This is a genomic window from Enterococcus sp. DIV0901a (assembly GCF_051711525.1).
GTDB classification, from domain to species: domain Bacteria; phylum Bacillota; class Bacilli; order Lactobacillales; family Enterococcaceae; genus Enterococcus_B; species Enterococcus_B faecium.
In genome coordinates, this window is sequence record NZ_JBIOMW010000001.1 from 429,001 (window position 1) to 435,000 (window position 6,000).

Here is a 6,000-nt window from a genome sequence, read left to right on the forward strand (position 1 = left end):
CGCTTCCCATTTTCATTTTTAGAAAGGTCTGTTAGTATAAAGAAAAAATAGACAACGAAACTTTAAATAACCAACTTGAAATAAACAAATTCAAAGAAGAAAGATGGGAAGGAAATCAATCAGTTGAATGAAAAAGAAATTCTCCGATTACAAAAAGAATTGAAACGCTGGGAGAACAAGTATAAAAAGCTTCAACAAGTCTTTCGGCTACAAGAAGAAATCATTGCTACCTATGAAGCGGCTTATGGCGAAGCACCCGGACTTATTGAGGAAGAAGTACAAGTAAAAGAAAGTGAAGGAAACAGCTCTTTCTTTAAAATGATGGAGAAACGTTCCTATAATCGCTTCAATCAAGAACAAAAAGCAGCTATCACATATGATATGAAGAAACATCTTCGAATCATAGCAGGAGCTGGGAGCGGCAAAACGCAAACAATCTGTGCAAAAGCTGTTTATCTGATGACGCAAAAACAAGTAGACGAAGAACGCATACTAATGATCACTTTTACAAGGAACGCTGCAAATGAACTAAAAAAACGAGTAGATAATTTCAGCCAGAGAAAAACCGCTGTCCATATCGGAACATTCCATAGTATCTTTTTTAGGATATACAATGAAATTTGTCGAAAATTTCCTGAAGTAGCAATGCAAGGAATACAAGGAGACTTTTCAAAGGATACTGCACAAAAAGTGAATGCTGTTTTGCAACAGCTGATACGTAAATATAATCTTTATATATTTGATCAATATGGAGAAAAAACGATTGCTTCTCGGTTAGACTATTGGCAGAATATGAACCTTTCAGTAGAAGAAATGGTTCAGTTAGTTAAAGAAAAATATGATTCCATTGATAAGAATGCACGACAGCCGATATCAGAACGACTGTATGGATTGCTCACGGAACTCCAAGAACAAAAAAGAAGCCAGCAATTGCTAGAGTTCAATGATGTACTCCAAAATCTGAAAAGCGCTTTGGAGAATGAGGAAATCCAGCATTATATCGGCCAAAAATATGATTATCTATTCATTGATGAATTTCAAGATACTAATCCACTTCAATGGGAAATCGTGAAACGGATGACAAAGGAAAACAGGATCAAGTTGATTGTTGTTGGAGATGATGATCAGAGTATCTATGGATTCAGAGGATCAGAGCCAGCATACATCAAGAACTTTGAAAAAGAATATCCTACCAAAACTCTTTTCTTATTAACTAATTATCGTTCTCGGGCAGCTATTGTCCAAGGAGCAAATAGATTGATCAGCTATAATAAAAATGATCGGATACCAAAGGCGATGATTCCAGCACAAAAAGAAGCAGGCGTTATGGAAGCCTATTTGTTTTCTGATACTAAAGCAGAAAGTCAGTGGCTAATCAAACAAATTCAGACATTTATTCAAAAAAATGGGAAATATAAGGAATCAATCATATTATACCGATCAGCTTCACAAACGCAGCAGCTTGTCCAATCTCTGCTGAAAACGAATATTCCTTTTGTACTGGAAGCAGATAGTCCATATGAAGGTATCTTTGGTATCAAGTCTTTCCAACATTTCTATCAAAAAATTGTTCATTGGCAAACAGCACTGAATCTGCAAAAGAAAAATCAGGCCTACCAGCAATTGCTCCGGCAGCTGATGGCAGACTGCTACCTGAAAAAAAGTGAATGCGATCAATACTTTTCTCCTAAATATCAAAATATAGCCGTTGCAGATTATATTTTGTCGATAAGCCCCAATTTAAAATCGAAATCTGCAGAAATCCGAGAGTTTGAGGAAGCGTTGCGTAAAACAGACCAGCATCAAGAAATCTATTCGCTTGTTCAAAGCTATCTTCATCTGCCACGTATAGCTAAGGAAATCGACCAGAGTGATCAAGAATGGATACGAGAAGAAGTAAAGCAGCATGCTACTTTCAGAAGACTCCAAGCCTTATCGCAAGAAACCCAAGCGACAGCTAAAGAATTAAAAACCCGCTTGATTGCTTACAGACAAGGAAAACTTGATGCGCTATGTATCCAGAGCATTCACAAAAGTAAAGGTCTTAGTTACCGAAATGTCTTTTTGATTGGTTGTAACGAAGGAAGTTTGCCTTATAACGGAGCGACAGAAAAGAAAGTAATCGACTTTAATGAAATAAAAGCAGAACCAGTGACGACGATAGAAGAAGAACGAAGACTATTTTATGTTGCGATGACTAGAGCAAGAAATCGTCTGTATCTATGTGTACCTCAAATGAAAAATTCAAGAAAATTGAAAGTATCGAGATTTATCAAAGAAACCGGGAGTCGTGTGAAAAAAGGAAAGTGATAGAAGAGAGGGTGTGACAGAAGTGGTCAGTTTCAAGAAAGAAGATGGAATGTACGAAAATTGCTTCTCAAATTTTTGTGAAATTTCAGCTTATTTTCGAAGAAGCTATTTCTGGAACACCGTTTATTCGGAAAAAGGAGGTGTGACAAGAATTTTGTCACACCTCCCTTATTTATTTTGAAAATGAGAATACTATTATCAAAATAGAGAATATATAGAATAATTCTCATTATTCAAACGTAAATAATCAGTTATTTTGATTTTTTTTTATATTTTATTAGCTAATAATTGGTATTTTAAAAGAAATTACTGTAGAATTGGATTATAATTAAAAAGGAGTGAGAAAATGATAAAAGTATATACTTCGCCTAGCTGTACTTCCTGTAGAAAAGCAAGAGCATGGTTGCAAGCGAATCAACTTGAATTTGAAGAGAAGAATATTTTTGCCGAACCGTTAACAGAAAGTGAGATCAAAAAGATCTTGGCAGCGACTGAAGGAGGAGTTCAAGATATTATTTCCACTCGGTCGAAAATTTACGAAAAGCTGGGCATAGATTTTAACGAATTAACTTTAAAGCAAATGATCGTCTTATTCAAAGAATATCCTTCATTATTGAGACGACCTATTTTGATTGATGAAAAAAGAATACTAATCGGATTTAATGAAGATGAGATCCGGTCATTTGTCCCTCGTGAAATTCGATGTGTTGCCAGAAATCTGATCTATTTACAAAACAATAACATCTTAAATTCATAGGGAGGGAGCCTTCGTGGAAGTGAAAGTCTATGGATCAGCGCACTGTGTAACAAGTCTGAAGGCGAAACAATGGTTAGAACACCATCAATTGCCTTATCAATTTGTTGACTTAGAAGAACGCGATCTAAGTACAGAAGAAGCAGAAGAATTATGCAGTTTTGAAGAAGTGCAAGCAGAACAGCTATTTGCGACTTGGTCTGAGGCTTTTCACAACATTGCGATTGACCTTTCCTGTGTAGGAAAAAAACAACTGATTTTTTTATGCACACAACATACCAATCTCCTCAGACGTCCTTTGATTATTATCGATGAAGTTCTATTTATTGGATACAATGAGCAGTTGATGGAACAGCTTATCTTAAATAAATAGACTTTAACTGTTTTAATCAAGTCACTGAGCATTTCATACAGTTGTAACAGTCGAACACTTAGCATCAAGCGTGTTATGTGTTCTTTTTTTGACTTTATTTTTCTACTATAGAGACATGCTCAATTTATGTGGTCAAAATTCAAATCTAGGTGGGGATATAGAGTTAAAAATATATTGACATGTGTAAATTTACATGATATATTCATTTCTGTTGTTTTAAGTAGCAAAGCAATAAAATAGTATTTTAAAAAACATATAAAATAGTTGTTGACATGTTAGAAATGACATGATAAGATAACTGAGTCGTTAAAAAAGAACCACTTGCGAAGCTTGATTCTATCGAAAAAAACTTCAAAAAAATTCTTGACAAATAACAAATGATAAGTTATGATAAATGAGTTGCTGAAAGATTTCGAAAAACGAAATCGAAAAAACTTTTAAAAAAGAGTTGACAATCGCTTGTCTCTCTGATATGATATAAAAGTTGCTACGGCAGCCAAAAACGAATCGGGAAACACTCTCGATGAAGTAGACCTTTGAAAACTGAACAAAGTAAGACAAACCAAATGTGTAGGGCGTCTTGATTCAATTCAAGACAACAAACATTTTTAACAAGCAAGCAATATGCTAGCAAACAAATTGAGCTTAACAATCGCAAGGTTGTTCGAACTTTTTATGAGAGTTTGATCCTGGCTCAGGACGAACGCTGGCGGCGTGCCTAATACATGCAAGTCGAACGCTTCTTTTTCCACCGGAGCTTGCTCCACCGGAAAAAGAGGAGTGGCGAACGGGTGAGTAACACGTGGGTAACCTGCCCATCAGAAGGGGATAACACTTGGAAACAGGTGCTAATACCGTATAACAATCAAAACCGCATGGTTTTGATTTGAAAGGCGCTTTCGGGTGTCGCTGATGGATGGACCCGCGGTGCATTAGCTAGTTGGTGAGGTAACGGCTCACCAAGGCCACGATGCATAGCCGACCTGAGAGGGTGATCGGCCACATTGGGACTGAGACACGGCCCAAACTCCTACGGGAGGCAGCAGTAGGGAATCTTCGGCAATGGACGAAAGTCTGACCGAGCAACGCCGCGTGAGTGAAGAAGGTTTTCGGATCGTAAAACTCTGTTGTTAGAGAAGAACAAGGATGAGAGTAACTGTTCATCCTTTGACGGTATCTAACCAGAAAGCCACGGCTAACTACGTGCCAGCAGCCGCGGTAATACGTAGGTGGCAAGCGTTGTCCGGATTTATTGGGCGTAAAGCGAGCGCAGGCGGTTTCTTAAGTCTGATGTGAAAGCCCCCGGCTCAACCGGGGAGGGTCATTGGAAACTGGGAGACTTGAGTGCAGAAGAGGAGAGTGGAATTCCATGTGTAGCGGTGAAATGCGTAGATATATGGAGGAACACCAGTGGCGAAGGCGGCTCTCTGGTCTGTAACTGACGCTGAGGCTCGAAAGCGTGGGGAGCAAACAGGATTAGATACCCTGGTAGTCCACGCCGTAAACGATGAGTGCTAAGTGTTGGAGGGTTTCCGCCCTTCAGTGCTGCAGCTAACGCATTAAGCACTCCGCCTGGGGAGTACGACCGCAAGGTTGAAACTCAAAGGAATTGACGGGGGCCCGCACAAGCGGTGGAGCATGTGGTTTAATTCGAAGCAACGCGAAGAACCTTACCAGGTCTTGACATCCTTTGACCACTCTAGAGATAGAGCTTCCCCTTCGGGGGCAAAGTGACAGGTGGTGCATGGTTGTCGTCAGCTCGTGTCGTGAGATGTTGGGTTAAGTCCCGCAACGAGCGCAACCCTTATTGTTAGTTGCCATCATTCAGTTGGGCACTCTAGCAAGACTGCCGGTGACAAACCGGAGGAAGGTGGGGATGACGTCAAATCATCATGCCCCTTATGACCTGGGCTACACACGTGCTACAATGGGAAGTACAACGAGTCGCGAAGTCGCGAGGCTAAGCTAATCTCTTAAAGCTTCTCTCAGTTCGGATTGCAGGCTGCAACTCGCCTGCATGAAGCCGGAATCGCTAGTAATCGCGGATCAGCACGCCGCGGTGAATACGTTCCCGGGCCTTGTACACACCGCCCGTCACACCACGAGAGTTTGTAACACCCGAAGTCGGTGAGGTAACCTTTTTGGAGCCAGCCGCCTAAGGTGGGATAGATGATTGGGGTGAAGTCGTAACAAGGTAGCCGTATCGGAAGGTGCGGCTGGATCACCTCCTTTCTAAGGAATATTACGGAGACTACACAATTTGTTTTTACTTTGTTCAGTTTTGAGAGGTTTACTCTCAAACACTTTTGTTCATTGAAAACTGGATATTTGAAGTAAATGTAAGTAATACAAACCGAGAACACCGCGTTGAATTTGAAAGCTGAACAAATTGTTTAGCCTGAAGCAAAATAGGCGGACGGCTATATAAAATCTTTGATTTTATGAGACGATCGATCTTTTTGCCGTACAGGCTGATTTGTGAGCTGGATAGAGTTTTTTAATAAGTTCAATTGCTTATTTTCTTGATCTAACTTCTATCGCTAGAAGAAGGATCAAAACCCAA

General features: G+C 39.6%; 3 protein-coding genes and 1 rRNA gene. All 4 read left to right on the forward strand.

The features are described from left to right. Positions 1–123 precede the first annotated feature (123 nt). The 4 genes from IGL70_RS02055 to IGL70_RS02070 all read left to right on the forward strand — a co-directional run bounded on the left by IGL70_RS02055 (position 124) and on the right by IGL70_RS02070 (position 5,669). The gene (locus IGL70_RS02055) at positions 124–2,310 is read left to right on the forward strand and encodes an ATP-dependent helicase (protein WP_002286261.1); all 2,187 of its coding nucleotides are present in this window, start codon (positions 124–126) and stop codon (positions 2,308–2,310) included. 346 nt (positions 2,311–2,656) lie between these two features. Then, entirely contained in the window at positions 2,657–3,067 is a 411-nt protein-coding gene (locus IGL70_RS02060) for a Spx/MgsR family RNA polymerase-binding regulatory protein (RefSeq protein WP_002286258.1), read from the forward strand. Positions 3,068–3,080: 13 nt separating this feature from the next. Continuing rightward, entirely contained in the window at positions 3,081–3,437 is a 357-nt protein-coding gene (locus tag IGL70_RS02065; protein WP_002286247.1) for a Spx/MgsR family RNA polymerase-binding regulatory protein, read from the forward strand. Positions 3,438–4,108: 671 nt separating this feature from the next. Beyond that, a 16S ribosomal RNA gene (locus IGL70_RS02070) occupies positions 4,109–5,669 on the forward strand. Positions 5,670–6,000 lie beyond the last annotated feature (331 nt).

Bases quoted from the DNA above. Each gene is read 5' to 3' on its own strand.
- IGL70_RS02060 (WP_002286258.1), top strand. From the start codon at position 2,657: ATGATAAAAGTATATACTTCGCCTAGCTGTACTTCCTGTAGAAAAGCA.